Below are 25,592 nucleotides of genomic sequence, written 5' to 3' on the forward strand. Positions count from 1 at the left end.
AAAAAGAAATGGGTACACTATGAAGTATTACGCTGTAAAAAAGGGACGGAAGCCAGGTGTTTACCGCACTTGGGAAGAATGCGAAAAGCAAGTTAAGGGCTTTAGTGGTGCAGAATATAAGTCTTTTGAAAAGATAAGTGAAGCTAGTGATTATGTAGACTTATCTGCTGATGAAAAAAAGGCAATTATGAAGCCTACTGTTGACAGTTTAACAGCTGCTGCAGAAAAGATTAAAGCTCAAAGCCGAGTAATGAAAAATGATAAAAAGGAAGGTAAAAAAGTAAAGATGACAAAATCAAACTATGATAACTATGATGTAGTGATTTTTACTGATGGCGGTTGTCGTAATCATGGTAATAAAGCTGGAGAACATGTACAAGCAACGGATAAAGCTGCTTGGGCTTATTTAATTGAAGTTGGTGAAGATGCTATTAGTGAAGCTGGTGGTGAATTTGGAGCAACCAATAATAAGATGGAACAAACAGCTTTAATTCAGGCGATGAAACGAGCACTTGAATTGAAGTTGGAAAATAAAAAAATCTTATTTGTGCTTGATTCCCAATATGTGTTGAATGCAATTACAAAAAAATGGCTTCAAAGCTGGAAACAACGTGGCTGGAAGCGTAGCGGTGGCGAGTTAAAGAATAAAGAGTTATGGCAAGAATTAGATCAATTATTACCACATTTCACTCAAGCAGAATTTGAATGGACCAAGGGCCATGCGGATAATTACGGCAATAACTTCGTTGATAACGCCTTAAATAAATACATGGACCAAATGTAAAGGGTGAAAATATCACATGTTAATTTTTAAAATGTATCAGCCGTTTTTTGAGTTAAATAATTGGGCCCATGTTGTTACAAGTAGTAAGGACTGGCTGGTGATTTTAACTTTAGTTGTCATGGAATGTCTTTTATCAGTAGATAATGCCGTTGTCTTGGCAGCACAGACACAAGTTTTACCTAATAAAATAGAAAAAGAAAAATCATTGCTATATGGTTTATGGGGTGCTTATCTTTTCCGATTTTTAATTATTGGTGTTGGTTCATATTTAATTAATTTTTGGGAAATTAAACTAGCTGGTGGTCTTTATCTTTGTTATTTGAGCTTGAAGTTTTTCTATAATCAAAGGCATCCTGAAGCTAGTCAACATAAAAAGGTTCATCATGTTGAAGCTAATGGTAAAAAGCATATTTTTTCTTTATTTTGGCGGACAGTTATTTCGATTGAATTAATGGATATTGTCTTTTCAATTGATTCAGTTTTAGCTGCTTTAGCAATTGCTGAAAATCCAGTTGTTGTTTTAATTGGTGGGATGATTGGAATTTTATGTATGCGGGGAGTAGCCGAAATTATTATTAGATTGATGGCTATTATTCCGGAATTAGAACCAATGGCTTATGTTTTGATTGGAATTATTGCCTTAAAATTATTACTTGATTTACCACCTTTGAAGTTTGAAGTTCCGAATACCATTTTTGCAATTATTGTTTTTGGTATTTTAGGTTTAACGGTAGTCTTTCATTTTTGGCGTAAGCAAAAACATGGATCAAAAAAGCTCTGATAAAAATCAGAGCTTTTTTCATTATTTAGTTATTTAATTTTATCCTAAAATAATTTCGCCACCAAACAAGCCTTTGAAGAAGTTAACAACTGCGTCAATAACTTGTTGAATCCAGTTTTTAGTTTCTTGAGAATTTAACTTATTAAAGATGTTCTTGGCACCATTTTGAATTTGGCTAGATAATTTTTGAGCTTGTTCTTTGAAACCACTAGAGCTTAAAGCACCTGAGTTTTTAATTTGAATTAACAAGTTAATAATTTGCTTCTTTTGATTGTTAGTGATGACATTGGTTAAATTATTTTTTTGAATTTGATTATTAACAATATTAGTAATTTGACTATTGGAAATATTTGAACCATACTTGGCCATCTCAGCTTTAGCGCCAGCTACTGCGTTATTTAGTTGGGCATCGCTATAGCCATCTTTATTTTTGTTTTCCTGGGTAATACCACTCAAAGTATTTAATTCGTTTTGTGCCGCATTAACTTGGCTTTGATTCAAGCTATTACCAGTTTGAGCATACGCTGCGTAAATACCAGCTAAGGCACCAGAACCATCAATTTCAGTAGCACTAGTAACGTAAATATTGGCATCAGTGATTCCGGCAGTTAAAGCTGCGTTTTTGTATTGGTTAGCGGTAATAGTGGTGATGTTGTTGTTGCCATTATAATCTAGAATTTTAACGTTAATTCCGCTACCACTACTAGTTTTTTGAATCATAGCACTAGACCAAACACCTGAATTACTGGTGAAGTTAGAACCAGATGGGTTAAGATATTTAACTAAATCACTACCAGTAACAGTAATGGTCTTGTAACTAGCTCCATTTAATGAACTAGTCAAAGTATCTATTGTTCCTTGTCTTTGACTACTTGTTAAAGATGATCCCAAGGTAACAACAGGAGTAGAGTCATCAGCTTTGACAACTGATGTTTTACTAAAAGAGACCATGCTAAGGGATAATAACCCAGCAGTTAATAATGTAAAAAATTTTTTCATAATTTTCGCTCCTTTGCCTTATATTATAACTGATTTAAATTTGGTGGATGAATTTTGATAATGAAAGATTAATAGTTTTTGCATTTCCTTAACTAATTTGGAGAGAAAATAGGCAATTTTTTTATGTGATGATATAATCTTACCTAAGGAGGATTTTCGTGTGCAGCAACCAAAATTAACGGTAATTATGCCGGTTTATAACTTAGCTGAATACTTGCCACGAGCTCTAGATGCCTTACTTAAGCAGGAAGAAAGAAATTTTAAATTACTAATTGTTGATGATGGCTCCACTGATGAAAGTAACAAGATATTAGAGCAATATCGGCATAGCTTTAAGTACTTTACTTTGATTACTACCCAAAATCAGGGACCAAGTGCAGCAAGGAATACTGCAATAGAGCAAGTGGATACGCCTTATTTTACTTTTCATGATGGGGATGACTTTGTCGAACCAGGCTATACTGCCTTTTTCTTACGTGCTTTTAAAATGCATCCAGAAGTTGACATGGTAGCTTGCGGGTACTATATTGACCGTCCTAATAAGCAGCCACGCGCAATGGGGATGCCAGAAGGTGGTCTTTTAACTAAGGGGAATACTTATTTAAAGATGACGAATGTTTTTTCTTCCCCGGTTAAGGGTTACTCATGGAATAAAGGGTATAAGACCGAAATTGTCCAAAAAAACAACTTACGTTTTGATACTGATATTAATTTGTTAGAAGATCAGATTTTTAATGTAAAGTATATTTCAGTTTCAGATGGCTTTTATTATACTCAGCGTCCTTATTATCATTATTGGCAAAGAAGCGATTCATTAGTGCATAAGCCAAGTCTAAAGAAAGCTTCAGACAATGTTGTTGGTAATTATCGTGTATGGAGCCAGATCGTTAAGAGTATTATGCAAGAAAAAGAGCTTGAAAAATCCCAAAGAAAACATCGTCGTCATCTCTTGAAGACAGAGGGTTTATCAAAGGAATCTAAGAATGAAAGTTACAGTTAATAACGTTGATTTGTATTACCAAAAACTAGGACAAGGCGAACCATTAATTTTACTTCACGGGCACCACTTAGATGGTAGTATGTTTGATAAAATTTTGTCCCCGCTATCACTTTACTATACTGTTTATGTCTTAGACATGCGAGGACATGGCCTAAGTAGTGGGCGCGCAGCTGATCACTACCAAGAAGAGGTATCCGATTTAGCGGCATTTATTCGTAAATTAAATCTTAAGCAACCTTATGTTTATGGTTTTGATGCTGGTGGAGTTGTAACCTTGATGTTGGCTAGTCAATATCCCAATATGATTAAAAAAGCTATTGTGGCGGGAGTTTTTGTTCATGGTTCAGGGATTAAAAAATATCATTATGCTTTTGAAGGGGTAAAGCGATTTGTTAATCGTGACCCTGATGCTCAAGTGGAATTGACTGAGACAATTGTTAACCCTGAACAATTAAAAAAGATTACTACACCTGTTTTATGCGTTGTTGGTGAAAAAGATTGGGTCAAAGTTGAACACGTTCGTTGGTATTCACAAATTATGCAACATGCTAGACTGGTAATTATGCCAAGACAAAATCATGACAGTTATACGGTTCATAGTTTTAAGATGTTAGATTTAATTAAAGAGTTTTGCGATTAAATAAAAGGCAGGAGATAATCTCCTGCCTTTTATTTAATTTAGAAATATAGAGCTAAAGTACTAACAATAACAGCAAGTAAACCAGGGGTCATTTGTACCAAAAAGATTTTTTTGGTTGCAGTTAAACCACCGAAAAATCCTACAACTGTAATAAAGCTTGCAAGTAAAATATTGATATAAATTAAATTAGGTTGAGTAATTAAAATTTGTGCAAAAATAATGATGATTGCAAGCATGCCGTTATAAATTCCCTGGTTTGCCATTGAAATACGTGCTTCAGGTTGTTTAACATAAGCAAGCGCTAAGTCAAAAGCCTTAGCTTGTTTTTCTGGTGTTCCCATAATTTCCATAAAGGCAATAACTAAGTGTTCCACAGCTAAAATTAGTAATAAAATTGTGCTAAAAGTACTCATAGTTCCTCCAAATTTATGATTTAATTAGTTAATACAAATAGTATAACAGTATGAAAAATTTTTCTCTAAAAATGAACCTTTTTAGTACAAATATTATTAAAAAATGGTACAATAACTTACGTGGAGATATAAGCTGAGGTAGCATTCAAAGGGTTGTTTCTCCAAGGTTAACTTCGTAAAATTAATCGTTTATCCGCCTTGGTGGCTATCACCTTTGTATGAAGTGTGATACATATCCCCACGTGGGAAATCCTCGTCGTGTACTAGATTGTACATGGCATAAGAAATCTAATACGAGAGAGGGGATGCCTTGGTAGAGGTATTCCTTCTTTTTGTAGGAGAGAGTTGGATTTTCTCTCTGTCAGCTTCCACATGAAAATCTATTAAGTATAACGCAATAAATCATTTGGTAGCGCAAGCTACCCCATATATTGTCTCATGGTTAAGATTTGTTATTACTAATCAGTCTTCCAATTTAGAAAATATCAAATCAACTAAAAACCTTGAGACGCTGATAGACTTTATCTTTGTAAGAAGTAGTTAGGTTTAATAACTTAACTGCTTTTTGCTTGCATTAAATCTGTATCTTGTGGTAGTGTATTAGACAATATATTTAATTTAGAAAGAAGGGAAATTTGATGAATTTCAGTGGCTTAATCATCTACTTTTTAGCAATTTTATTAGTAGCTTTTACTCAATATAAGATTATGCAAACAGAAGTGAAGCATGTTTCCCGCGCAAGAAAGCAACGCTATTATCGTAAGCATGGCTATGGTTTTTCATTATTGGCAGTTATCTGCTTAGCTAGTTTTATCTATTTAAGTGTGAGATTTGGTTGGCATGAAATGTACTATACATTTTTAACAGTTCCAGCTGCTTTAGTTTTTGCATTAATTTTCTTAGGCTACTTTAAAAAAAGGGTTAAAGTAAGTGCTCAAATTAAAAATCAGAAATAAATTTTATTGGCTTTGGTTTATCCAAAGCCTTTTTTTGGCTATAATAGATGTATCTAGTTATTTCCAAAAAGGGGCAAAAAATGAACAAAGAAGAACTCCATCAAATGTTGCATCCAATGAAGTTAATTGGATTGGGCGGCAATCAAGCTTTAAATGAAAAGATTGCTAATATTTTACATATACCATTACTTGAAACTGCAGTACATCATTTTAGTGATGGTGAAATTGCAGTTAATATTGGTGAAACAGTTCGTGGTTGTGACGTGTTTGTAATTCAATCAATTCAAGATCCGGTGAATGAAAACTTTATGGAACTTGAAATTGTTTGTGATGCACTCCATCGTGCTTCAGCACACCGAATTAACTGCGTTGTACCATATCTTGCATATTCACGTTCTGATACTAAGACCCGTTCACGTGAACCAATTACAGCTAAGTTAGTTGCTAACTTGTTACAATTAACTGGAATTGATCGCTTAATTACCCTTGATTTACATGCTGAACAAATCCAAGGATTCTACAATATTCCAGTTGATCACTTACATGCAATGCCACTTTTAGCACATTATTACTTAGATAATGGGATTGCTAGTGTCGATGAAGATGATGTTGTTATTGTTTCACCTGACCACTCTGGTACTAAATTAGCAAGAAGCTTTGGTTCATTCTTCAATGCACCAATTGCAATTGTTGATCAAAGAGGTGCTCGCTATGACGATTCAGTTCATGATATGATTGGTGATGTAAAGGGTAAGAAATGTATTATTGTTGATGATTTAATCGATACTGGTACTAGAATTGCTTCTTCAACTAATTCTGTTCTTGCAGCGGGTGCTACTAAGGTTTATGTAGCTGCAAGTCATGCCCTCTTGTCACATGATGCAATTTCAGTTTTAAACAAGTTACCAATTGAACAAATTGTTGTTACTGATACAATTAAGCATGAAAAGTATCCTGATCGTTTAGTTCGAGTATCAGTTGATCAACTTTTGGCACGAGGAATTGATTACGTTTATAATGATCGTTCAATCCACCAAATTTTTGATGAACAAAACCGAATTAAGTAAGTGGGTAATTTGATAACTAATAAAAACTGACCTCAAGTAGGTCAGTTTTTTCTTTAAACTATACAAAATCAGCTATAGTTGGTATAATTTCTTATAATTGTATAGTATGAATTATCAGGAAAGAAGGATTAAGATGGCCAGACATAAAAATATGAAGCGGAGAAGAATAATTTTAGATAATACTTTTAAATTAATCCGCCAGAATGGAATGGATAATGTCTCCTTACAAATGATAGCTGAAGAGTCAGGTATCTCTAAATCACTTTTGCAATCATACTATCCACATAAGAGAAAATTAACAACAGATATTATGCATAACCTCTTTAGCATTTTATGGGATGAAATATATAAAAATGTGGTTGATGATGAGGTGAACTTATTTGTTCAAATTAAAACCTTCTGCTATGTTATTGGATCACTAGGCCTCATGGATGAAGGCTTAGAAAAGGTGATTTACCAAGCTTTTAGTGATAATACAAGTCTGGATACTTGGAGTGGGATGCTTAATTCATGGATTGAAGAAAGAAACTTGATGGAGAAGTTTTCTAATGAAGAAATTACCAAATTAAAATCAGGTATTTCTTTTATTGCTGCAGGTGGGGGACGTTTATACATTCGTCGTCAAACGCACCGTTTAAATCCAGAAAAGATTGCCGATTATATGACATCAACATTGATGGGGGTCTTCTTGGATTATAGCCAAAAAGATATCCAAAAAGTTATCAAAGAAGGCCATCAAACCATAATGAAAGCTGATATTACTAGTGTTCATTATGCAATTGATCACATGTTTGATGAAGGAAAAGAAATTTATAGTTAGGAGCTAAAAAATGGTGCAAGCGACACGTTCAGAAGTGCGCCGACTTGATGCAGTTCAAAATAGAACATATAAGAGGTCATTAATAGCTATTATCTTTTTAGTAGTAACGCTAGTAATGACAACCTTAACTTTAATGAATCCTGGATTTATGAAGGGCATCGCGCGAACTAGTAGTGGTCAAGCGGTAATTGACCGCCAGATTAATGCTAAATTTGATCGTTTAGCGGTACTACTCAATGGTAAAAAAGATGGTAATACCAACTTGTTAACCAGTAGTCAAACTTCAGCTTTAGCAGATGAATTAACCGATTATACTTTGGGATTTCACTGGTTTAAAACTGATAATACTGCTTTAGCTAAGCAATTGTTACGAACAATTAAAAGCGAAGTTAATGATGAATCAACAACTGAAGCGCAAAATATTCGTGATGGATTAAAAAAACAAGGGGATAGTGCGGTTTATACAGTAATTACTGCCTTCTACTTGTCTGATGTTACCCAAAAGGCTAATTTAGACACTATGTTTTTGATTATTAATGTCGTCTTAATTATTGTCTTGATTTTATCTTTTATCTCTATTTTGCTAGAAATGAATGACAAACTTTCTAAAAGAGCAATTATTCATGAGGTAACTGCTAGTGGAATGTGGACAGGTGCACTGATGATGATTCTCTTTGTTTTACTTGCTATGATTCCATTGATTTTTAATGTTGAAGCTATTACAATTTTAGATTTAGGGTACGAAATCGAATTAGCGAGTTCGGTATTCTTAGAGTATGTAATGGTAGGTGCTATTATCTTTATTATTAGTACAATTCCATGGCAGCTTTCTTCAGCTAAATAAAATAAAAAACTAGATAAAATCTTGCAAAAAGATTATCTGGTTTTTTATTTTAAATTGAAGTAGAAAAAATAGGAGAAGAAAAAATGGATTTTTATTCACTTGATTTTATAAAAAATCAGGAAAGTTTCAATTCAACTGTAATTATGACTTCAATTATTGTCTCAGTTGTTTTGTTGATTTTAGCAGTTGTGTTTTACTTTCGTCATAATTACGATATTAAGTATCGCGATTTAGCAATTATTTTTGGTTTATTTATTTCAATTCAAGCTTTTCGTCAAATTGAAAACTTGAATCAGACTAGACAACAAGGTAATAAAACTTCGCAAATGGCACCTTTCATTAAATCACTTGCTCGTGATCATAATGTTTCTATTGAAAAAGTTTATGTAAATTCTTCCCAATTAACTGATGGAATAATTGTCAAAGTTAAAGATAAGTTTTACCGAGTAACTTTGGCATCAGATTCAGCCAGTTATAGCTTAAAGGAAACTCATCTAATATCAAATCAAATTAACTATCATAATTAAGGAGGAGGCAAAATGGACTATACAGCAATTACTTTGAAGTTTATTATCGGGATGCTGGCATTAATCTTACAAATTAATTTGTTTGGTAAGAAGAATTTAGCTCCTTCATCACCAATTGATCAAATTCAAAATTTCGTTCTAGGTGGTATTATAGGCGGGATTATCTATAATGAAGCAATTACGATTATGCAGTTTGCAATTATTTTGTTGATTTGGACCTTAATTGTCTTTATTATTTATGTCTTAAAAGCCCGCTGGCGCCTGGCTAGAATATTGATTGATGGTCAACCCATTAATATAATTCGCAATGGTCAAATTCAAGTAAAAACTTGTGTTAAAAATGGTATCACTGCTAATGAAATTATGATGCATTTGCGTAGTAATGGCATTAACGATACTAGCCAAGTTAAGAGTGCTTTCGTTGATGCTAATGGCCAATTTGTTGTAATTGAAAATAATGAAAGTAATGTCAAATTCCCATTAATTAATGATGGTCAAATCAACTATGATGTCTTAGATTTAATCCATAAAGATGAAGAGTGGTTAAATAAAGAATTAGCTGAAAAAGGGTTTACTAGTTCTTTAGATGTATACCTTGCTGAATATGTTCGAGGGCGACTAGTAGTAGTAGGATATCCTCAATAAAAAAACTAAGCCATAAATTTGGCTTAGTTTTTTGTTTACTTATTTTTGTTTACTTAATTTTAAATCAGTTGGCAATTTTTGAACCCACATCTTAGGACCAAGATAGTACCAGTTTACTTGTCCAATTTGAATTTTTTGGCCATATGCGTAACTAGTATGGCTAGTTAAATGGGCATTAGTTTTGGTACGTAATGATGCGTATGGACTGGTATAAATATTAGTATCAATTAATTTATTATCTGCGTTTAAAATACCTGCAGTTAAAGAAGGATTCCCCGTCAAATAAAAGTCATGATACCACTGATTTTTACCTAAATTATGGAAAGACTTTCCATCTTGGTAAGATCTACCAAAAACACTGTTATTGATTATACGGTGTTTCATTAAGCTATCACGTAAAGCTTCGGCCTTAATGAGTAAAGCTGATTTAATCTTAACATCACTTTCTTCTGGTGTTAGATTTTCACTCTTAATTTTATCGATATCAGTAGTTGTCTTATTGGTATTTAAACTTGGTTGATTAGCTGCTACTTGGTTAAAGAGCTTGAAATTATAAGTGGTTACACCATTAATATTTACTTGATATTGGTGCCCAGAAACTAAGTTAATATTACCAGGTTTATAGGTAATAATTGTTGAGAAGTTACCATAGTATTTTGAGTTATAGTTAGATACATTAGTAGCAGTTGATTTTTGACCAGTATCTAAGTCTGTAATAGTAATTGTTGGCGTTCCCTTAATTTGATCATAGGCTAAGTAAAGTGACCAATAAATGTTGGGACCTTGTAAAAGTTCAATTGGGAAAACGCCGTCACTAGGATAGGTTAATGTAGTTTTAGTTGGTATTCTTAAGGCATCAGAAATGTTAATAACTCGTTGAACTGAATAGCGATAGCCGTTAGATCCATAAGCTGCACCAATTCCAGTAGTTGAAAGCCAAGGGGACAGGAGCCAAGCACGGTGTCCAGTGTCACCACCGGTTAAGTTATAACTATCAGTTAATAAGTCGGTTATAACGTCACCAGCGGATTCATTGGAAACATTGAAATTTAAGTTGGAATTGTTAGTTAATTCCACGGCAGTATCCCAGTCGCTAGAACTAATATTGGAAGGGCGACTTTCATTTGGTAAACCATGTTGATCATGGAAAGGATTAGCATTAATTGACGCCATAACAGCAGCAGCAACTTGTGCATTTTGGTTTTCAGTTGCGGAAGCTGAAATTGGGGATAAGTCAAATAAAGCTCGATAGTAATTAATCCAGGCTAATTGACTGGAGATATAGTTAGAATTCAAACTCCCAGCTGAAAATGGAGTACCTAAATTAGGAGTAATTTGATATAAATTGCTTCTAGAATAACTGGTTTTGTCCAATGCGGCGTAACGAGCTTGCAAATTCTTAATTAAGCTAATTTCACTTTGAGAAAAAGTCGCAGCTTGTACAGTTGGGGCAGTATTTTCAACCAAACTTGTTGCAGGTGCCATTAATAGTACACTTGCTGATAGACCAATTAAAGCATGTTTGATTTTCATTTAAATCCATCCTTTCGTTACACATATAATACCAGATTCTTTTGTAACATAAATGTAACATTTATAAAATTTTGAAAAAATTTTGCTTTTTTTCGCTGAAAGTGCGCAATGTTCGCTTTAAATGCGTATAATTAAAAATTGAACAAGATAAGGAGAAAAAGTATGACTAACAAAACAAGAGTTGGCTTAATTTTTGGTGGTAACTCCTCAGAATATGAGGTCTCCATTGTTTCTGGCCACAATATTTATAATGCAATTGATAAAGATAAGTTCGATGTATATCCAATTTGGTTAACCAAAGAAAACTATTTTGCAAGCTTAGAAGATTCAAAGAAGGTTTGGGATAATCCTAGTTATACAATTAAGAATCCTCATAAAATGGCTAATGTTTCTAACTTTGAACAATTAGCTAATTTACCTGAAATTGATGTCTTCTTCCCAATTGTCCATGGTAACTTAGGGGAAGATGGTGTTTTACAAGGGCTATTTAGATTGCTTGATAAGCCATTTGTCGGTGATGATGTTTTAGCAGCAGCTGTTACTATGGATAAGGAAATGACCAAGATTTTGGCCCAAAGAGCTGGCGTACCTGTTGCTGATTGGATTTCAATCAAGCGTTACGAATTTAACGATAAAAATAATGAAAAGTTAAGCTATGATTATGCTAGTGAAAAGCTGGGTAGTGATCTTTTTGTTAAGCCATCTAACCAAGGATCAAGTGTTGGTATTAGTCATGTAACTAAGGCAAGTGAATACTTACCTGCACTTGAAGAAGCCTTTAAGTATGATGACAAGGTATTAGTTGAAGAAGCAATTCACGGAACTGAAGTTGAAACTGCTGTTTTGGGTAATGATGATATTTTAGTTTCAGGTGTTGGTCAAATTATCAACGCATCTGGTTCATTTTACAGCTACAAAAACAAGTATGAAGATAATTCAACTACTACTTTACAAATTCCAGCTGAATTACCTGATGAAATTGTAGAAACAGTTCGTTCAAATGCTGAAAAGATTTATCGTGCAACTGAATGTAGTGGTATGGCTAGAATTGACTCAATGCTTAGAGCTAGTGACCACAAGGTTATTTTCAATGAATTAAACGCTTTACCTGGTTTCACTAACATTAGTATGTACCCTAAGTTATTTGAAGAAGCTGGCATTAAGTATCCAGATTTAATTACCCGTTTAATTGATTTGGCAATTGAACGTCACAATCACAAGAGCACTTTGTTGCACAAGCCTGAATAAAAGGGAGAGCGGGTATGAGTAGTAAGAATGAAACAGCGTTGGTCAATCCAAGTACTGCTGCAGAAGAATTAAAAATTAGCGTTGCAACTTTGCGTAAATATTCATTACTGGTTGAAAAGACAACTGGTAGGGATGATTACTACCAAAGAACTGCGCAAAGAGCCCGCTTGTACACCCAGCAGAACATTGAGGATTTAAAGGCTTTTCACAAGTTAGCTAAGACCAGTGACTTAACTTTGAGTGAAGCTGCTAGACAAGTTTTTGCAATTAGTGATAAACAGGCTGAGGATCAAAAAAAGGCTGATCAAAAATTAGAGCAACAAGCTAATGCCTTGCTTGATTCTAAGCAAGTGGTGAAGTTATTAACTGCTTTACAACAAACAATCGCTAGTCAAAACAAGGCTATTGCTGACTTGCAAGCACAAGTAGCAGCTGTGCAAAAGCAAAATGAAGCCTTGCTTGATGCACAAAAGCAAATTCCAGCACCTGAAGATAAATTCGCAGGGATGCCTGATATTTCTGGGATTGTTGATGCTGATTTGGCAGCTGAACCTCAAGAAAAAACTCCAGAACAAAAACGGAGCGAAGTTGCCGAAGATATGCAAAAAAGCGAAGATGAAGTTCGCGGTGAGATTTTACGTCGAGCTCATGAAAATGCAGCCAAACGCGCAAAAGCCAATGTGCACCGGACACTAGCAGATATGCAACTGCCACGTAAAAAGCACTGGTGGGATCGTTTCCTTTCTTAATCTATAAGAAATCAATAAAAAGATGACTTTGGTGAGAGTCATCTTTTTTTGATGAGTAAAATAAATGGCAGAAAGGTTTAGTGAGGATGAAAACAGAAATTGATGCGAAGAAAGTAACGGCGGGAATAGTCTTTTTATTAGGGCTAATTTTAACCGTAGTCATTTATTTTACTCCAAGCAGTTATTGCAATACTGGCGTTATTATTAATCATGATTTGGCAGATAAGGTAACAGACAAAGTAACAGATGAATATAAGAATAGCGATGTTAAACGGGTACAAACGTTAAAAATAAAAATTTTATCTGGTAAAGAGCGGGGAAAAATATACCAAATAAAAAATCACTATGTTGCTAGTCAAATTCAAACACAGAAATATCGTTCAGGGCAGCGAGTTTTAGTCAGTTTCAATCATGGTACTATCAAACTTGAAAGTCCTAAGCGTGATTGGGTTATCTTTTTAGGTTTGAGTATTGCGAGTGCATTATTAATTTTGGTTTGTGGAAAAAGGACAATCTGGCTGGCAGTTTCATTACTTTTGAACTGGATTATTTTTTACCTGGTTATTTTCTTTGATGTTAAGGAAAATGGCACCGAAATTTTTACTATCTATGGAGCAGCAGTAATTATTTTTGCTTTTTGTTCACTTCTTTTAGGACAAGGCTTCAATCGAAAAATGCTCATTACTTTTTTGGTGACTTTACTTGGAGTATTTGTTTCCTTTGGCATTTGTTATGCAGTAATGATATTAACTGGTGAAAATGGCATGAAATATGAAACTGTTGAATATGCGACCCAGAATCCACGCTCGTTATTTTTAGCGCAGGCTTTACTTGGAGTACTTGGGGCAGTAATGGATGAGGCAACAGATATTGTTTCTAGTTTGTATGAACTTTGCCAAAGAAAGCCAACGCTAAAAGCCCAAGAACTGCTATTAAGTGGTCGTAGTATGGGACAAGAAATTATGGGACCCTTGATTAATGTTTTGGTTTTGATTTTTATGGCGGAAGCATTGCCAATGACTATTTTGTATTTGCGCGATAATAATACCTTGCGTTTTACCTTTGAGTTTACTTTATCCTTGGGGATGATTCAAAGCTTAATGAGTGCGATTGGAATCTGCTTAACGGCAGTTTTTGCAAGTGTAGCTAGTTTGACTTTTCTCCATTCAAAGGAGGCTAAGTAATGTCGACCTTAATGGCTTTATTGTTAATTTTATTTTTCTTGATGCTAATAATTGGCGGGAAAAGTGGACTTAATAGTTTTTTGAGTATTTTGCTTAACACTTGTTTATTAATCTTAGTGGCTTTGCTGATTTCTTGGGGAATTAACATTGAAATTTTATTATTGATTTTTATTCCATTAAAATTAGCAACTATTATTTTTTTAGGGACTCATGATGTGAGAGTAGCTAAAATATCATTTTATGCTGCCTTTCTGGTGTCATTAATTTTAGCAGTTATAATTATAGTTTTAGAATACTTTGCCCAAGCTGCAGGCTTTGGCGAAGAAGCAGGCGAAGAGTTGGTGGGACTATCACAATTTGCAGGAATTTCTTATCCAGTAATTGCAGTTGCAGTTGCGATTTTCAGTACCTTGGGTGCAATTAGTGAAGCTAGTGTTGCTATGAGCAGTGGCTTAATTGAAATAAAAAAGCATAATCCTAAGATTACTAGTAAGCAGTTAGAGCATAGTGCAAGTAAAATTGGAGTTGATGTCTTAACAACGGCAGTCAATACTATCTTGTTTAGCTTATTTGCCAGCTTTTTACCACTATTTATCTGGTATTTACGTTTAAACTATTCACTTGGACAAATTTTAAATGAAAAATTATTTGTGAGTGAAATGTTAATAATGATATATGCAATTATTGGAGTTGTTTTAACAATTCCGTTGACTAGTTGGTTATTAGCTCGAAAAATGGGACAAAAAGAAAAGAGCGTTCAGTAAAGCTGAACGCTCTTTTTTAAGTGATTATCTAGCTACTATTAATTCAATTTATTCGTTATATATACCTATTGCGCATTAATTTATTTGATTATAACATGACCACTTTACATTAGCTGCATCTGTAAAGCAGTTGAAAAGAGAAAATAATAATTTGCTAGTCAGTTATGTATCTGTCCATATGTTAGATAACACTCAATTAGAATTATAACACGACTCATTACGCAAAAAAAGACACCCATAAGGGTATCTTAAGAAATTATTTTGCTTTAAAGAAGTAGAATTGTTTGGCGCTGACCAAATTATCGCTAGTTTCATTAATAATTAATTTGATAGCTTTTGCTTGAACATCACGCAGACCGATAACTTTGTTTTTAGGATCATTGTGCCAAGTGAAGTCTTGATAATCAGTAAAATCTGTACCATTTTCACTAATTAAAACTTTACCATTTAAGATTCGCCCAACTTGATCTGCACTACGAGGGACATAGACCATTCGACTTAATGCTTCTTTTTCTGGGAAGATAAAGTTGAGTTCGCTATTATTTTCAATTTCTTTGTCACTAATCCACTCACTAGCTGGGATTAAGTCGGTTGCATTTTCAGTTTGACCACCAAGCATAGTTTCTAATTTGATATTTTTGACAGCATAAGTAAATTGACTAGGTTTGGTCTTAGTACCGAAGTAGTCACTCCATTCACTAACCTTGTTACCTGAAATATAGCGCAAGCGCATCTTGTAAAGGGTATTTGGAACTAAGCTGTTAAAAGTAAAACTCTTAGAATAAATGCCATCAAAGACAATACCGTTTACTTCAATTTGTACTTGTGCTTTATTAGGCCAAACTGCAGTTATTGAATGGGCGCTAGTCTTCTTAGAATCAATCATTGGCTGACGTGGTGGACGTAAAGCTGAATCAGTAATTGCATGTGCCATAGCTAAACCGCCGTACGAAAAGTTATCGATAATTAGTTCAATCTTAGTATCAGTGATATCACGTGCAGAAAGTTTCACGTGTAACACATTTTGGCGCTTATCAGTAAATCCACTAAAATCTTTAGTAGCAATATAGTTAGAACTAAAGTAGTAACCTTCTTTTGCAGCTTGGAAGGTTTCATTTGACCCATATTCATTAAAGCGAATAGGCTCGTCGTTAATCTTCAAAACAACTTTTCCAGGATAACGATCCGTTAAGATATCAAGGGAAGTTGTTTGTTGCTTATCATTTTCTTGATAGTTACCTTCACTTGGGTTAACTGTTACAGTTAGGACGCCATCACTAAGATTAGATTCAAGTTTAGTTTGACCTAAATCAGATAAGGCTAAAGTAGAGCTGTTTGCATATGGGTAGATACTGAAATGACGTTTTCCAAAATCTAGAATTGCGCCTGCTTTAACAAAGACCGGCAAATGCCAGATAGGATACTTAAGGTTGTTATAAACACGGCCACCGGCATATTTTTCACCAGTAAATAAATCAATCCACATGCAACGGTGATCCGGCAAATAGAGTCGATCCTTAATTGAATAACCATTTTCATCTTCGCGACCATCTGTAATTGGAGCAATTAATAAATCCTTCCCTAGCATAAATTCATGGGCGAAGTCATCGCGATAGTTGACTTTTTCATGTGGAAATTCCATAAATAATGGGCGCATAATTAAGTCGCCATCACGCGCTTCTTTGAATAAAGCTTTGAGATAAGTAGATAATTGTTGCCTCAAGGCAGCATATGCGCGGTTAATCCGAGTTATCTTGTTATTAAAGAAGAATGGAAGTTTTGGAAGATTACCTTGTCCATCCATACTGAAAAAGAGTGGGGTAAAGGCCTTCCATTGATAGTCACGAACGTTAACTTGGGCGTTGGCCCCGCCATATAAGCCGTCACAAGCAGCTCCAACAATTGGCTGACCGGAGAGGCTGATACCTAGTAGACTAGCAATTTGAACTTTAATGCTGTCCCATTCGCCACCAGTTTCCCCATAAATTAGCCCAGCGTAGCGACTGCTGCGAGCATCACCATCGTTAGTTAAGACTAAAGGACATGCTACATGTTCTTTTAAGGCGTCAAAGCTCTTTTTAGCTTGGTCCTTATTAATAAAAGCAACTTTAGTATCTTCTGTAATATTTTGAACTTGACTAACACCACTTGCAACGCCGTGATCATTAGCGTAGCTAGTAAAATTATTTAAGCTTTCGGCACTAACACTAGTTTTGGCTCCAAAATCTGGAATAATCCAGCCTAAAGGAAAGTTCAAGCGTTGGTAACGGTCAATCATTGCCCGGGCAGAAAATTCAATATTATCTTCGCCGTTCAAAGATGCGCTCACTGCTAAATCACTATTGGTAAGATCTTTTTGGTAGTAACTACCATTTTCAAAACGTAAAGCGTCACGTTTTGACTTGTCAGCGCTAAGCCATTTTTGATCAATAAAGTTACCTAAATAACCCATATTTAAGGCAAAGTCAGGCAGAATTTGAGGTTTGCCAACTAAAGCATAGTAACGCTCTAAAATTGCTTGTGGTGAATTACCGATGATATAGAAGTTATCAATGGTGTTTTCTTGGTGAGTTAAGATGCTAGCTTTGCCGTTTTCGGCATTAAAGTTATATAAACCATCAGCTAAAGTATTACGTAAAATACCAAAACCCGCATTTGACCAGAAGAATGGTAGTGGATTGATTGTTCCACCTTCGCCACTAACACCTAAGTCTTTAATTAAAACTTGGCGTCCCTTGTGGGAGTATCTACCGCCTTGCAAACCGGTACCATAGTAAAATTCATTTGCATTTTGCTTCAAAAATTGACTAGCGCGATTTTCGCCTAGTTCAATTGGACTAACTTCACTTAAACGAGCCCGGTGGACAGTTTCGTCAAAGATTGTTAGCAAGGCTGGCTTTTGACCAAAGACTAGTCGATATGGACCAGATTGCACGATGAAGGCTTCACTCGTTGCTTTGGCACTACTTTTAGCCATGTAGTTTGAAGCAAAAAGATCCAAGTTTAATTCAAGTGGGTTTTGCTCAAAATTTCCAACTTGGAATCGAAAAATACCATCAGCTAAAATTGTTAAGCGAGCAATATCGCCACTAGTGTAATGAATTTCGTAATATGTATCTGTTTTTTGAACGCCACTTAAGGCGCCTAATTGATGTTTTGCTTTGATTAGTTCGCTCATAAATACCATCTCTAAGTTAAAATTACAGTTACTTTCATTATAACGAACTTTGGCCGGATTTTTAGTAGATATTAAGGGATTTTAAGGGAAAAATCTTTTTGTTGACTTAAGGTTGGTAGATGAAGGAAAATTGAGATGTAATGGTATTTACCAATTTAAGGAAAGAAGTATAAAAAATGACATATTATATTCATGCAGCAAAGTTTTTCTTAAAAAATAGCACCGAATTGGGAGGATATCTAGAAGTTGATGCTGGTAAGTTTGGACGTTACTTACGAGAAAATCAAAAGCCTGAAGGTAAGATTGTTGAATTAGGAGCCAAAGCAGTAGCTCCAGGATTAGTTGATACTCATATCCACGGCTTATTGAATGAAGACGTTATGAAAAGTGACTGGGAAGGTATTAACAAGATTTCTGAAGGCTTATTAAAAGCTGGGGTAACTAGCTGGTTACCAACTACGATTACTGCTAGCAGTGAGACTTTGACTTCAATTTGTGAGATGTTCAAAGAGCATCGTCATGAAGAAACCGGGGCTAAGATTCAAGGCTTGCACTTTGAAGGACCATTTTTTACCCCGGAACATGGTGGTGCTGAAAATCCTAAATACATGATTGATCCAGATATCAATTTGTTTAATAAATGGCGTAAAGCTAGTGGTGATTTACTTTGTAAAATTTCAATGGCACCTGAACGCCAAGGTAGCGCCGATTTTATCCGTCAAGTAGTTAAAGAAGGCGTAGTTGTTGCTTTGGGCCACTCAAGTAGTAACTTTGAAGATGCTGATGATGCTATAAATGCGGGTGCTAGCATGTTCACACATACCTATAATGGGATGAATCAATTGTCACAACATGAACCCAATATTATTGGGGCTGCATTTTCAAGTAGATTGACAGATTGCGAATTAATTGCTGATGGTCACCACGTTCAAATTCCGGCATTGCGGGCCTTAATTCAGGCAAAGGGATGCGAGCATATCTGCTTAATTACCGACTGTATGCAAGCCGGCTTAATGCCAGATGGTGATTATATGCTAGGTGAATTGCCAGTTTATGTAAAAGACGGTATGGCTCGGCTTAAGCAAGGTGATAACTTAGCAGGAAGTATTTTACTCTTGAAAGATGCGGTTAAGAACTTAGTTGACTGGAACTTGGCAACTAGTGAAGATGCTATCATGATGGCAAGTTATGTTCCAGCTAAGAGCAGCCATATTTTAGATAAATGTGGTGTGATCGCTCCTGACATGCCTGCTGACTTTATCGTTTTAAATCCTGATATGACATTAGATGCAACTTATCTAGACGGTGAAAAACGTTATCAAGCTTAAATTTAGGGATGCATAGTTATTTCAATCGAGAACAAAGCATGTTAAAATACTTTTAGAAAAAATAATATCCGTACATAGAAGGCGCTACTACAAAGTAGCACCTTTTATTTTTTTATCTGAGCAAATGAATTGTCATTTTTGGATTTTTGTTCTATTCTAAATGAGAGTTAAAAACTTAACTATTTTGTGGAGAAAGAAAGGTATTTTATTATGAAGAAATTAGACAGTGTTAAATTAACTGAAGATCAACAAAAGTTTTTCGAAGAAAAGTTAGCATTTGTATCATCAGTAGATAAGGATGGTAACCCACAAGTTGGTCCTAAGGGTTCATTAAACGTTCTTGACGAAAGTCACTTGGCATGGGTAGAAGTAACTCATGCACACTTATGGGACAACATTCACAACGGTAGCAAGGTTGCTGTTGTAGTTGCAGATGTTCCTAGTCACACTAACGTACGTGTAATCGGTAGCGTTCACGTTTCAGATGACAAGGAATTAGCTGAAGCACAATACAAGAAGACTGGTAAGACCAGCGGTGACGTTGTTATTGTTGACATCGAAGAAATCGATGCTTAATTAACTAAGTAATTTAATTAAGGCAATTATCTCATTTGAGATGGTTGCCTTTTTTGTATGTAAAATTTACATATTACTGAAAAAGTAAGTGTAATTAAAACAGAGAGTCTAAATCCACATGGTTGTAGCGATGTTGAAAGATTTTTTCACTTACTATCAATAACAAAAGTGACGAAATGTCAGGCTTAAAAAAAGAAAATATTATTTAAATAGCATATTCCTTGAAAAGTTATTTTTTATTCTATACTATGACAATAAATTATGTTATTTAAAAATAACATTTTTAAGGAGTTTTCATATTATGAGGAAATTAACAAGTTTAACTTTCATTTCAACTGCGGTTTTAAGCGGTATGTTGTTAACTAATAGTAATATTGTTAAAGCTGATACTGCAAATACCATTGGGGAGGGTAACAGCCCAGCTGTAAACACTCAAACTACTTCTAATTCTGTTTCTGATAATAAGTCAACTTCCATTGATAGTAAGCAAACTACTAAGGCTACTGATACTCAAACTAAATCTAATGGAACAGATTCAACCAGTAGTAATCAGCCCACTGATCAGACTAAGAGGAACAGTACTGATTCAACTGATAGTAAAAAAGCTACTGATACTACTGAAACTAAGCATAAAACTACCCCTGTAAGTTTTACTGCAAGTACTGATGCTACCAAGACTATTTTCAATAACAACAATTCTAGTGTTGCGCAATCTACTTATAACGGTATTGTTCATGCAACTGGCTTTGCTAATGCTGATTCAAATACACTTTCAACTTCTGCAGCAATCTTGAATGTAGAAAAAAGTGATGGCAAGTTCAATATTGTAGAAAAGATTGCCAACACTACAGATAAAGATGCCTATGTTGACTTTTATATTGCGGCTCCTAGTCAAGCGAACACTATTAAAGCAGTAATCGATAGCAGCAAGATGAGTGGATTCACTAGTGGCTTAAAAAACGAAGTTATTCAAGTTTCTTATACTCCAGGTAATTACCAAACTGTTAACTTAAGTGATGTTGACTGGAGCAAGGTTATTTATGTTAAAATTTCTGGAATTGCTGAAGCTGGCAAGATTTATACTACTGCTTTACCAGTTGAAATTAGCAACTATGATGAAGTTAAGGCTAATTTACCAGAAGATGGTACAGCAAATTCAAGTGATCAGCTAATTTCTAGTTCTGATCTTCTATTTATGTGGCAACTTAACTCTGATGGTAGTAAGGGCACATTTATTGGTGGTGATGTTGCAAATAACATCCAACTACGTTTGGCTAAGCCTAATACCAGTGCAATCACTGAACTTGAAAATACCAAAGCTATTAGTGCTTATGACTCAATTAGAAATGAAGATGGTCAACTTGAGTATAAATATGATGGAGAAGCTACCGACTTATTAGGAAATAATACATCAATAGATAGTAGTTTCTTTGAAATACATAAATTAGGTGCATATTTATCAAGTGATAATAAGCTTTATGAAGATATAGAATACTCTATTAATCTTGATAAGATTCAAGCAGTTTTAAGTAAGTATGGTTACAGTGTTAATGTTGATTCTAATAATAATTTTTGGCCATATTATACATATAGCAAGCATTCTACCGATAATCCTTCTTTCGATGATGATTCAAAAGTCAGTGATGATACAAGCTCAAACAGTGATTTGTATATCGAAGTTCAAAAAGTATTAGTTACACAGCCTGTATCTTTATATGTTGGGGATGAGCTAGATCCAACTCAAATTAGTGATGATAATCCATTAATGAAGGCTCATATTAAATTTACAAACATAGATAAAGCCAATAATACTACTACGACCAAAGAAAAAGACTTAACTGTAGATGGTAAGACCTTAACTGTCTCCGCTGTTGATGCAAAGGGCAATTCAGTTGACCTTGATAAAATTACTACTAAAGCAGGTACTTATACCTTAACTTACACTTATCACTTGAATAACGGTACAATTACCAATACCTCAACAGTTACTGTGCTTGATAAGAAAGAAAATCCATATCATGATAAAGTTGCTACCCATAAGTATGTAATTCGCTTTGTAAGCAATAATAAAGTGGTCAAAACCGTAACAGTTGAAGGCCAACCAGATGATGAAATTGATTTGACTAAGAAGCAACAAACAGTTCCAGAAGGTTACAAGTTAGCAAAAGGACAAACTGTGCCAGACTTTGTCACAATTAAAGATACTGATAAAACAATAGATATCAAAGTGGTTAAGGACACAACAACTCCAGTAACACCAACTGATGATCCAGTGGTTCATGTTTACTTTGTAGATAAAAAGACTGGCAAAACTATCAAGACTGTTACCAAAAATGGTAAAGTTGGCGAAACTGTTAACTTAACTAGTGATGAACAAGCAATTCCAAATAACTATAAGCTAGTTGCTGGTTCAACTATTCCAACTTCAATTACTTTGACCAAGGATATTAAGGATATTACAGTCTACTTGGAAGCAGAAGGTCAAACTAAGACTGATGATACTCACAAGTCAGAAAATAACGAAGATAACAACCACGAAGCAGATAATCACAAGGAAGTTATCAATAAGAAGAGCGAAGATAATACGCCTAAAAATCCTATTAAGGAAAACACTACTGAAAAGACATTTAATAAAGTAGCAACTAAATCTGAATCAGCTGAAGTTAAAACTCAAGTAGTTGTTTCAAAGAAGCAAAAGGCTATTAACGGTGTGCAAACAAAACTCGCTAAGGCTACTAATAATGAAAACAAGTTACCTCAAACTGGTAATCACGATATGATTCTAGCTTTGATTGGACTTGGATTGACTACCTTTGCTGGTATAACTTTAAAAAAGAAACATTAAATATTCAAAGAATATTCAAAAAATAGTAACAGAAAAGTCTCCCAATAATGGGAGACTTTTTAAGTATAAAGATATATTTAGATATATTTTTTAACTAAGGGAGAAGGAATTCTTATTTAAAGAGTTCTTTTACAACAGCTAAAAGGAGCTTTTATCGATGAAAAAAATCACTAGTTTAACTTTTATTTCAACAGCTGTTTTAAGTGGCGTGTTATTGACTAATAGTAATATTGTTAAAGCTGATACAGTAAGTGACAGCCAAACTATAAGTACTCAGACAAACGAAACTACAACAAGTAGTGCAGCTAATACTGATAGCAATAGCGCAAGTAAGACATCTAACAGTAGTCAAACTGCAACAAGTGCTACAGCAACTACTAATGAGTCAGACAGTAAGCAAGCAACTTCAGTAAGTTATAGTGCAAGTACTGACACCACTGGCGCAATTGTTAATAACAGCGCAGGTAGCGTAGCTCAATCTACATATAACGGTATCGTTCATGCAACTGGTTTTGCTAATGCTGATTCAGATACACTTTCAACTTCTTCAGCAATCTTAGATGTTGACAATAGTAATGGCAAATTTAATATCGTTGAAAAAATTACCAATACTACAGATGAAGATGCTTATGTTGACTTTATTCTTACTTCACCAAGTGTAAATGATACAAATACTACAGTAAAAGCAACGATTGATAGTAGTAAGATGAGTAGTTTTACTAGTGGCTTAAAGAATGAAACTATTCAAGTTTCTTATCTTTCAAATCCTGGAAGTTATCAAACAGTTAGCTTAAGTGATGTTGATTGGAGCAATGTTGCTTATGTTAGAGTTTCAGGAATTGCTGAAGCAGGTAAGACTTACACTACAGTTTTACCAGTTGAAATCACTAATTATGACGAAGTGAAGAGTCAATTAGCTAATATGTTATCTGGTAAAATTTCAGGTGAAGAAGCAGGAAGTTCATCATTAAGAACTATCACTAGCAACGACTTTTTCTACTTGTGGAAATTAAATGCTGATGGTAGTAAAGGCGCATATATTGGCAGTGACAGCAGTAATAATGTTAATATTCGAGTAGCTAAAAAGGCAACTAGTGTTTTGGAAGCAATTAAAAATACCAATATTACTAATTATGCTCGGGTTTTAATTAGAGAATCTGATGGCACACTTAACTATCAATATAGTAGTGAAGCAAATGAGATTTTAAAGGATACTGCAATTGATTCAAGTTACTTTGAAATTTCTAATTTCGGTACTTATTCAAGTAATTTAGATGCATTGTACACAGATGGTAGTTATCGTATTAATCTGGCAAAAATTCAGTCTGTCTTAAGTAAACATGGCTACAGTATCAATGTTGACTCAAGCAATAATTCATGGCCTTACTATACCTATGTTTTAACATCTGGTAATGTTATTTTTACTAGTGATAATTCTGGTAGTGATAGCAGTAGTTCAGGCTCAGGCTCAGGCTTTTACGTAGAAGTTCAAAAAGTTTTAACAACACAAGATTTGACTTTAAAGGTTGGGGATGAATTAAATCCAACTCAAATTAGTGATACTAGTCCGCTCATGAAGGCACAAATTGTTAAGACTAATATGACTAATACTAATGAAACATCAACAGAAGATTTAACTGTAGATGGTAAGACTTTAACCGTTTCTGCAGTTGATGCCGATGGAAATGCAGTTGATGTTGATAAGATTACTGCTAAAGCAGGCACCTATACTTTAACTTATACTTATCATCTGAATAATGGAACGATTACTAATACTTCAACGATTACTGTAGTTGGAGAAGAAGGAAGTTCAGGTGAAGACAAAGCAACCAACCAAGAAGATACAAGCAAATCAGTTGATTCTGATAGTAATGAACTAAAGCCGGCAACAGATAAGGAGCAAACAGAATCAGGTACTACTTCAACTAATCAAGATGATGCAACTCACAAGAATAGTGATAGTCAAACTTCAAATGATAGTAGTAATAGTAATGCAGAATCAGTGGAAACAACCGATTCAAGTAGTAATGCCGCAGAAACTACTGTTAATAATCACCTGACTACAGATAAAGTGGAAACAGGAACGGAAACTAAAACTCAAGAAAGTAACTTAAAAGTTCAAACAGCTAATAGTACTCAAGCAGTAAATTCTCAATCTAAGACTTCTCAAACAAACAATCGTGAAGAGACTAAAAGTAATGAGAATAAGTTACCTCAAACAGGAAATCATAACTTCTTTTTAGCTTTGATGGGTCTTGTATTGACTACTTTTGCTGGTGTAGTTTTGAAAAAGAAACATTAATAAAAATATAGCAAAAAAGTCTCCAAACAAGTGGAGACTTTTTTGCATAAAAACAGTTGTTCGCAAAACGAAGTTCAGGTAAAATATTGGAATGGAGCTTAGTTAAGGCGTCCCCTCCGGCTTGTTTTAAAAGAAAGTAGGTGATGCGTATGGTTCAAGGTAATCATACTCAACTGAAATCTAAAAGAAGGAGGATGTCGTATTGGATTGGGCAAAAGTCTTAATAGACTTAGCTCATTTGCTTCTTGATGTGATTATCTATCGCGGTAATCGTAAACGCCAAGAAGCAAAGAAAAACGACCGTCTTAGCTCGGCAAAGCTGATGGTCGTTTTTATTGTTATTAAAAAATAAAAAATAGCCGGAGGTGGACGCTTAAGCTCCAGAGGTATCACGAAAGTGATACCTCTT

General features: G+C 34.6%; 23 protein-coding genes. 19 read left to right on the forward strand and 4 right to left on the reverse strand.

Annotated features, from left to right (window positions below):
* The first annotated feature begins 19 nt into the window (after positions 1-19).
* On the forward strand, positions 20-784 hold the full coding sequence (locus H628_RS0103295) for a ribonuclease H family protein (RefSeq protein ID WP_027825184.1): 765 nt from the start codon (positions 20-22) through the stop codon (positions 782-784).
* Positions 785-800: 16 nt separating this feature from the next.
* A complete protein-coding gene (locus H628_RS0103300; protein WP_027825185.1) occupies positions 801-1,565 on the forward strand; it encodes a TerC family protein in 765 nt (254 codons plus the stop codon).
* Positions 1,566-1,604: 39 nt separating this feature from the next.
* Here H628_RS0103300 and H628_RS0103305 read toward each other — a convergent pair whose 3' ends face one another.
* A complete protein-coding gene (locus H628_RS0103305; RefSeq protein WP_027825186.1) occupies positions 1,605-2,564 on the reverse strand; it encodes a DUF1002 domain-containing protein in 960 nt (319 codons plus the stop codon).
* A 160-nt stretch (positions 2,565-2,724) separates the two neighbouring features.
* Here H628_RS0103305 and H628_RS0103310 point away from each other — a divergent pair, with 160 nt between their 5' ends.
* Both H628_RS0103310 and H628_RS0103315 read left to right on the forward strand, forming a co-directional pair.
* Positions 2,725-3,564 carry a glycosyltransferase family 2 protein gene (locus H628_RS0103310; protein WP_027825187.1) on the forward strand — a complete coding sequence of 280 codons (840 nt, stop codon included), beginning with the start codon at positions 2,725-2,727 and terminating at the stop codon, positions 3,562-3,564.
* Complete coding sequence (locus H628_RS0103315; RefSeq protein ID WP_027825188.1) at positions 3,548-4,204, forward strand: alpha/beta fold hydrolase; 657 nt, start codon at positions 3,548-3,550, stop codon at positions 4,202-4,204. Before H628_RS0103310 ends, H628_RS0103315 begins: the two co-directional genes overlap by 17 nt.
* 38 nt (positions 4,205-4,242) lie before the next feature.
* Here H628_RS0103315 and H628_RS0103320 read toward each other — a convergent pair whose 3' ends face one another.
* Complete coding sequence (locus H628_RS0103320; RefSeq protein ID WP_027825189.1) at positions 4,243-4,617, reverse strand: DUF1304 domain-containing protein; 375 nt, start codon at positions 4,615-4,617, stop codon at positions 4,243-4,245.
* A gap of 638 nt (positions 4,618-5,255) precedes the next feature.
* Here H628_RS0103320 and H628_RS0103325 point away from each other — a divergent pair.
* From H628_RS0103325 to H628_RS0103350, 6 genes are all read left to right on the forward strand, one after another.
* Positions 5,256-5,573, forward strand: coding sequence for a hypothetical protein (locus tag H628_RS0103325; protein WP_027825190.1), 318 nt, complete (start codon positions 5,256-5,258; stop codon positions 5,571-5,573).
* An 80-nt stretch (positions 5,574-5,653) separates the two neighbouring features.
* Positions 5,654-6,640: a ribose-phosphate diphosphokinase gene (locus H628_RS0103330; RefSeq protein ID WP_027825191.1), complete on the forward strand. Its 987-nt coding sequence runs from the start codon at positions 5,654-5,656 to the stop codon at positions 6,638-6,640.
* Positions 6,641-6,773: 133 nt separating this feature from the next.
* The gene (locus tag H628_RS0103335) at positions 6,774-7,460 is read left to right on the forward strand and encodes a TetR/AcrR family transcriptional regulator (RefSeq protein ID WP_027825192.1); all 687 of its coding nucleotides are present in this window, start codon (positions 6,774-6,776) and stop codon (positions 7,458-7,460) included.
* A gap of 10 nt (positions 7,461-7,470) precedes the next feature.
* On the forward strand, positions 7,471-8,304 hold the full coding sequence (locus H628_RS0103340) for a hypothetical protein (RefSeq protein ID WP_027825193.1): 834 nt from the start codon (positions 7,471-7,473) through the stop codon (positions 8,302-8,304).
* Positions 8,305-8,387: 83 nt separating this feature from the next.
* Complete coding sequence (locus H628_RS0103345) at positions 8,388-8,831, forward strand: DUF3290 domain-containing protein (protein WP_027825194.1); 444 nt, start codon at positions 8,388-8,390, stop codon at positions 8,829-8,831.
* 12 nt (positions 8,832-8,843) lie between these two features.
* Positions 8,844-9,476 carry a DUF421 domain-containing protein gene (locus H628_RS0103350; RefSeq protein WP_027825195.1) on the forward strand — a complete coding sequence of 211 codons (633 nt, stop codon included), beginning with the start codon at positions 8,844-8,846 and terminating at the stop codon, positions 9,474-9,476.
* 39 nt (positions 9,477-9,515) lie between these two features.
* On the opposite strand, the gene H628_RS0103355 is transcribed toward H628_RS0103350, so the two are convergent.
* A complete protein-coding gene (locus H628_RS0103355; RefSeq protein ID WP_027825196.1) occupies positions 9,516-11,009 on the reverse strand; it encodes a CAP domain-containing protein in 1,494 nt (497 codons plus the stop codon).
* A gap of 162 nt (positions 11,010-11,171) precedes the next feature.
* Here H628_RS0103355 and H628_RS0103360 point away from each other — a divergent pair, with 162 nt between their 5' ends.
* The 4 genes from H628_RS0103360 to H628_RS0103375 all read left to right on the forward strand — a co-directional run bounded on the left by H628_RS0103360 (position 11,172) and on the right by H628_RS0103375 (position 14,954).
* Positions 11,172-12,257 carry a D-alanine--D-alanine ligase family protein gene (locus H628_RS0103360; protein ID WP_027825197.1) on the forward strand — a complete coding sequence of 362 codons (1,086 nt, stop codon included), beginning with the start codon at positions 11,172-11,174 and terminating at the stop codon, positions 12,255-12,257.
* Positions 12,258-12,271: 14 nt separating this feature from the next.
* A complete protein-coding gene (locus tag H628_RS0103365) occupies positions 12,272-13,006 on the forward strand; it encodes a hypothetical protein (protein ID WP_027825198.1) in 735 nt (244 codons plus the stop codon).
* An 86-nt stretch (positions 13,007-13,092) separates the two neighbouring features.
* Positions 13,093-14,190 (forward strand): YibE/F family protein, encoded by a 1,098-nt coding sequence (locus H628_RS0103370; RefSeq protein WP_027825199.1) that lies wholly within the window; start codon positions 13,093-13,095, stop codon positions 14,188-14,190.
* Positions 14,190-14,954, forward strand: coding sequence for a YibE/F family protein (locus H628_RS0103375; RefSeq protein ID WP_027825200.1), 765 nt, complete (start codon positions 14,190-14,192; stop codon positions 14,952-14,954). The genes H628_RS0103370 and H628_RS0103375 overlap by 1 nt, the downstream gene beginning before the upstream one ends.
* A 256-nt stretch (positions 14,955-15,210) precedes the next feature.
* Here H628_RS0103375 and H628_RS0103380 read toward each other — a convergent pair whose 3' ends face one another.
* On the reverse strand, positions 15,211-18,132 hold the full coding sequence (locus H628_RS0103380; protein ID WP_027825201.1) for a TIM-barrel domain-containing protein: 2,922 nt from the start codon (positions 18,130-18,132) through the stop codon (positions 15,211-15,213).
* A gap of 176 nt (positions 18,133-18,308) precedes the next feature.
* On the opposite strand from H628_RS0103380, the gene nagA reads away from it, so the two are divergent.
* The 5 genes from nagA to H628_RS07655 all read left to right on the forward strand — a co-directional run bounded on the left by nagA (position 18,309) and on the right by H628_RS07655 (position 25,535).
* On the forward strand, positions 18,309-19,460 hold the full coding sequence (gene nagA / locus H628_RS0103385) for an N-acetylglucosamine-6-phosphate deacetylase (RefSeq protein WP_027825202.1): 1,152 nt from the start codon (positions 18,309-18,311) through the stop codon (positions 19,458-19,460).
* A 210-nt stretch (positions 19,461-19,670) separates the two neighbouring features.
* A complete protein-coding gene (locus tag H628_RS0103390) occupies positions 19,671-20,036 on the forward strand; it encodes a pyridoxamine 5'-phosphate oxidase family protein (protein ID WP_027825203.1) in 366 nt (121 codons plus the stop codon).
* 301 nt (positions 20,037-20,337) lie between these two features.
* Positions 20,338-22,881: an LPXTG cell wall anchor domain-containing protein gene (locus H628_RS0103395; protein WP_027825204.1), complete on the forward strand. Its 2,544-nt coding sequence runs from the start codon at positions 20,338-20,340 to the stop codon at positions 22,879-22,881.
* Between the two features lie 157 nt (positions 22,882-23,038).
* Entirely contained in the window at positions 23,039-25,183 is a 2,145-nt protein-coding gene (locus tag H628_RS0103400; protein WP_027825205.1) for an LPXTG cell wall anchor domain-containing protein, read from the forward strand.
* A gap of 202 nt (positions 25,184-25,385) precedes the next feature.
* Positions 25,386-25,535, forward strand: coding sequence for a hypothetical protein (locus H628_RS07655; protein ID WP_155825160.1), 150 nt, complete (start codon positions 25,386-25,388; stop codon positions 25,533-25,535).
* Positions 25,536-25,592: the final 57 nt, after the last annotated feature.

Origin of the sequence: Lactobacillus psittaci DSM 15354, from assembly GCF_000425905.1 — a bacterium.
Classification (GTDB): Bacteria; Bacillota; Bacilli; order Lactobacillales; family Lactobacillaceae; genus Lactobacillus; species Lactobacillus psittaci.